General features: G+C 66.3%; 8 protein-coding genes. 4 read left to right on the forward strand and 4 right to left on the reverse strand.

Going from position 1 to position 4570, the window contains the following annotated elements; translation table 11 throughout:
- The 4 genes from ACZ9HU_RS22345 to ACZ9HU_RS22360 all read right to left on the reverse strand — a co-directional run.
- Positions 1-670, reverse strand: a 670-nt coding sequence (locus ACZ9HU_RS22345; protein WP_476108079.1) for a multicopper oxidase domain-containing protein, incomplete at its 3' end; no start/stop codon positions are given.
- A 67-nt stretch (positions 671-737) separates the two neighbouring features.
- On the reverse strand, positions 738-1304 hold the full coding sequence (locus ACZ9HU_RS22350; RefSeq protein ID WP_476108080.1) for an RNA polymerase sigma factor: 567 nt from the start codon (positions 1302-1304) through the stop codon (positions 738-740).
- Positions 1301-1741 (reverse strand): periplasmic heavy metal sensor, encoded by a 441-nt coding sequence (locus ACZ9HU_RS22355; RefSeq protein ID WP_476108084.1) that lies wholly within the window; start codon positions 1739-1741, stop codon positions 1301-1303. Before ACZ9HU_RS22355 ends, ACZ9HU_RS22350 begins: the two co-directional genes overlap by 4 nt.
- Entirely contained in the window at positions 1741-2013 is a 273-nt protein-coding gene (locus tag ACZ9HU_RS22360) for a hypothetical protein (RefSeq protein WP_476108081.1), read from the reverse strand. Before ACZ9HU_RS22360 ends, ACZ9HU_RS22355 begins: the two co-directional genes overlap by 1 nt.
- A gap of 132 nt (positions 2014-2145) precedes the next feature.
- Here ACZ9HU_RS22360 and copC point away from each other — a divergent pair, with 132 nt between their 5' ends.
- The 4 genes from copC to ACZ9HU_RS22380 form a co-directional block, all read left to right on the forward strand.
- A complete protein-coding gene (gene copC, locus ACZ9HU_RS22365) occupies positions 2146-2523 on the forward strand; it encodes a copper homeostasis periplasmic binding protein CopC (RefSeq protein WP_476108082.1) in 378 nt (125 codons plus the stop codon).
- A 4-nt stretch (positions 2524-2527) separates the two neighbouring features.
- Complete coding sequence (gene copD / locus ACZ9HU_RS22370; RefSeq protein ID WP_279727795.1) at positions 2528-3472, forward strand: copper homeostasis membrane protein CopD; 945 nt, start codon at positions 2528-2530, stop codon at positions 3470-3472.
- Positions 3473-3508: 36 nt separating this feature from the next.
- Positions 3509-4183: a class I SAM-dependent methyltransferase gene (locus ACZ9HU_RS22375; RefSeq protein ID WP_062787969.1), complete on the forward strand. Its 675-nt coding sequence runs from the start codon at positions 3509-3511 to the stop codon at positions 4181-4183.
- Between the two features lie 107 nt (positions 4184-4290).
- Positions 4291-4570 (forward strand): YHS domain-containing protein (locus ACZ9HU_RS22380; protein WP_476108083.1); only part of this gene is annotated, 280 nt, incomplete at its 3' end.

Consider the following 4570-nt stretch of genomic DNA (forward strand, 5'->3'; position numbering starts at 1 on the left):
GACGGTCCTTGAGCGGCAGATCCTTGCCCGAGAGCAGCCCGGCGAGGGTCTGGCGCTGGAAGTTGAAATGGCCGGGGTTGACCTTGAGGCGCCGGAAGATCGCCTGCGGCGAGAGCGCGCTGTGATCGGCGAGCACGATGACATGCTCGCGGTCATAAGCGACCGGATCGGCACCGGCGGGATCGATGATGATCGGACCGTAATGGCCTTCCTGCTCCTGCAGGCCCGAATGGCTGTGGTACCAGTAGGTGCCGCTCTGCATCACTGGAAAATCATAGAGATAGCTGCCGCCAGGCTTTATGCCGGGGAAAGAGACGCCCGGCACACCGTCATGCTTGGCTGGCACCAGCAGCCCGTGCCAGTGGATCGAGCTGTCCTCCTCGAGCTGATTGACGACGTTGAGCCGCACGCGCTGGCCTTCGCGCAGCCGGATGAGTGGCGCAGGGACCGTGCCGTTGACGCCGATTGCGCGGAACTGGCGCCCGTCGATGGTCATCGACTGCCGGGCGATGGTCAGCGTGATGTCTTCGCCCGACACGGTCGGTAGCGTCGGCCGCATCCCCGGCGAGATGGTCTGCGCCCAGGCAGGCAGCCAGGCTGACAAGGCGGCGCCACCACCGGCGAGGGCCGCGCCGCGAAGGAACTGGCGGCGGTCGAGAGCAGATATCATTCGGTTTGTCTCAGCTTGCGGAAAGAGGGCGGACCTATTGGAAATACGCAGCCCGCCCGCGTGCCCCTCAAACTTTCTTCAAACTTTCCGCGAGGCGCGCCCGGGCGCGGTAGAGTCGGGTCTCGACTGCCTTCTGGCTGATGCCGAGAATCTCGGCGGTTTCGGCTTCCGATTTCTCATCGATCGTCCGCAGGACGAGTGTGTCCTTGAGCGATGCGGGGAGGGCGGCGATCGCTTTCATGGCCTCTGCCAGCTGCTGCTCGGCGCCGATCGCCTGGTCGGGCAGCGGCGCCTCGTCGACGACATGTTCGGCTTCCCCCAACGAGAGCGCGTGCGAAAAGAAGTTGCGGACCGCGCGGCGGCGGCGCCAGTCATGGCATTTGTTGATGACGATCCGCGACATCCAGACCGGAAAAGGTCGCGCAGCGTCATAGCGTTTCAGCGCGGCGAAGGCGGCCACGAAGCTCGCCTGGGTCACGTCGAGCGCTTCGTCGCCGCTCCCGACATGGCTGCGCACGAGCCGGTGCACCCAGCCTTGATGGCGGCGGACCAGCTCGCCATAGGCCGCTTGCCGGCCTCCAAGCGCCAGAGCCGCAAGCTCCCCGTCCGAGCAGTCGGGGAGGTGGAGCGTCATTTTTTCTCGGCCGTCAGCGCTTTCACGACGGCGTCGTCAAATTTCACCGTCTGGTCGGGGCGGAGCACCGCACGCATCGCGAAGATATGCTCGAGCGTTTCCTTCTGCAGCGCGCCCATCGCCTGGTGTGACCGGTCGACGGCGGCGGAGACCTGAGGCCCATAGCCATGTTCCGACCTGATGGCCTGCGCGAGCCAGGCATTGTCGGCCCGAAGCTCGGCTTCCAGAGCCTGTCGGCGGATCGCATATCGCGCTTCGATAGACTCGAGACGTGCATGTTGGGCGCCGTCCAGCTTCAGATCGCGATGGAGCAGGTCGTGCAGCTCATTCTCGACAGGGGGCGTCGGCACGACATAGAGCCGGCCGATCACGACCCCTGCCACGGCCGCAACGAAGGTTAGCAGCACGAGAAGGACAAGGCCCCGACGATCGCGCATCATCGTGAACTCAGCAGCGTCGAAGGAGCGAGCGCGAGCCGCGCGTCAAAGGGCGATATGGGCCCGGCCTCGGTCGACCGCACAGGCACGGCCGAGCCGGCAATTCCCAGGAACAAGGCCGCTGCCGCGGCGATGCCGAATGTCGTGGCGCTCAGGCGGGGCATGGCCTGGAGCCGGGCAATCTCGGCCATGACGCGGCTGTCCAGCCCGGCAAGCCGGGGATCGAGCGGGGCATTGCGCAACCGGCTGAGCATGTCGTCGAGGTGGTCCATGATGTTTCTCCGTCTTCACTTCTCAATACGCAGGGTGGTCTTGTAACCCTTGTCCGGGAACAAAAAGAAAATTGCGAGGGGTGCAGGTCGCGGCTGCGTATTCTCTCATGTCACTGACAGGAGAATGTCCAAATGCGCTTCTTTTCGCCCCTCGCAGCCATCGCCGCCGTCGGCCTGAGTGTTTCGGCTCCGGCCTACGCCCATCCCAAGCTCGTGTCCTCGACGCCCGCCGCCAACGCCAGCGTCCCGGCGCCGTCGCGTATCACGCTCACCTTCAGTGAAGGTCTGATGCCGAAGCTGTCGGGCGCCGAGATCGTGATGACCGGCATGCCCGGCATGCCCAACCACCGCATGGCGGTAACCGGCTTCAAGACGTCCGTCGAAGGCGACAAGACGCTCGAGCTGGCGCTCGACAAGCCGCTCATGGCGGGCAGCTATCAGGTCGCCGGGCACGTCGTCACGCCCGACACGCACCGCATCCAGGGCAATCTCGCCTTTACCGTCAAGTGAAGCCATGAACGACGTGGCACTCGTCGCCGTCCGCTGGGCGCTCTACGTCGATCTCGGCCTGCTGTTCGGCCTGCCGCTGTTCGCGCTCTATGCGCCCGGCGGCGGCCGGATGGTGCAGCGGCATCTGCCGATGGCGGCAATGGTGGCCGGTCTCGCCTGTCTCGCCCTCTTGCTGTCGGCGCTGGGGTTCGCGTTGCAGGCTGCGGCGATGACCGGGCTGCCACTCGCCCAGCCTGATCTTTCCATGGTCGCAGAGCTGTTCAACGGCACTTCCATGGGAACGGCGCTGAAGGCGCGCCTCGTCGCGCTCCTCGTTCTTCTGCTCTGCATCCCCTTGTATCGCCGGCAATCCCGTCCTGCCTTTATCACCTCCACTCTGGCGGGCGCGGTCGCGCTCGCGACCCTCGCCTGGAGCGGGCATGGCGCGGCCGGCGAAGGCGAGGCGGGCTGGCTGCAACTGCTGGCCGATCTCATCCATCTGCTCGCCGCCGGCGCCTGGGTCGGCGCGCTTGCCGCCTTCCTCGCGCTGGTACTTCCCAGGCTCGCAACCGATGATCTCGCCGCTCAAGACATGGACCGGATCACGCTCGCCGAGGAAGCCCTGCGGGGCTTCTCCCTCGTCGGCACGATCATCGTCGCCCTGCTGATCCTGACCGGGACGGTGAACGGCTGGTTCCTGGTCGGCCCGGGCAACGTCGCCTCGCTCGGGCAGTCGACCTACGGCCTGCTGCTCATCGCCAAGCTGCTGCTGTTCGCCGGCATGCTGGGCCTGGCCGCGCTCAACCGTTATCGCCTGACCCCGGCACTGGCGCAGGCGATCGAGGAAGAGGACGCGCCACGGGCGCAGGCGCTGCTGCGCGCGAGCCTCGTCGTCGAAGGCGGTCTTGCGATCGTCATTCTCGGGCTCGTCGCCTGGCTGGGGACACTATCGCCGCCCATGTCGATGTAGCTTATCGTTTCGGACGCCTCGCGTTGGGAGAAGCCAATGCAATCCTACACCCCGCCGCTCGGGACCGGATCGACGAAAGACTATGATCGCGCGATCCGCCTGTGGACGCGGGAGAAGCGGTGGCGTGCCGCCATGCTCGCCGCCCTGGCGCCCAAAGCCGGTGAGACGGTCGTCGACGTCGGCTGTGGCACCGGCAGCTTCGCGCTGATGCTCAAGCAAGCCGAGCCCAGGACGCAGGTGATCGGTCTCGATCCCGATGCCGAGGCGCTCGACATCGCGCGGCACAAGGCCGCTGCGCGGCAGGCCGATATCGACTGGCGTCAGGGATTTGCCAGGGACGTGGCCCCAGGCACCGCCGACGCTGTCGTGTCGAGTCTCGTGCTGCATCAGATGCCGGTCAGGGAGAAGGCGGCAACCCTGCGCGCCATGTTCGCCATGCTGCGCCCGGGTGGCCGCCTGGTGATCGCCGATTATGGCCGCCAGCACGGTCTCATGCGGCTCGCCTTCCGCCTGACCGTGCAGGGGCTCGATGGCATCGATGATACCCGGCCCAATGCCGACGGCGTGCTCCCCGGCCTGATCGCGGCGGCCGGCTTCAGGCATGTGGCCGAGACGTTTCGGCTTTTGACCATCACCGGCGCGATCGACTTGTTTACGGCGCATCGACCGGCGCAGGACCACGGCCTTACGGTTGCCAATGACCTTGGCTGATGGCGGCCAGGCGAACGGGCCCGCCGATTTGTCCGCTTAGGCGATTACGTATTGACCCTGACACGGTGTCAGACCCTACATCGTCAGGCGTCGAAAGGAGCAAGGCGATGAACGAGACACATGGAGCGGCGCATGGCGGCGGTTGCTGCGGCGGCCACAGCGCCGCGAAAGCGGCGACCGGCGTCAAGGACCCGGTCTGCGGCATGACCGTCGACCCGGCGACCACGGCGCATCAAGCCGAGCATGGCGGTGAACGCTATCATTTCTGTAGCGCGGGCTGCCGGACCAAATTCATCGCCGATCCCGAGCGCTATCTCGGCCCGCCAGCGCCGCCGGTCGCGGCGCCCGAAGGCACGATCTGGACCTGCCCTATGCATCCCGAGATCC

The organism is Novosphingobium sp. Sphag1I (genome assembly GCF_056279125.1).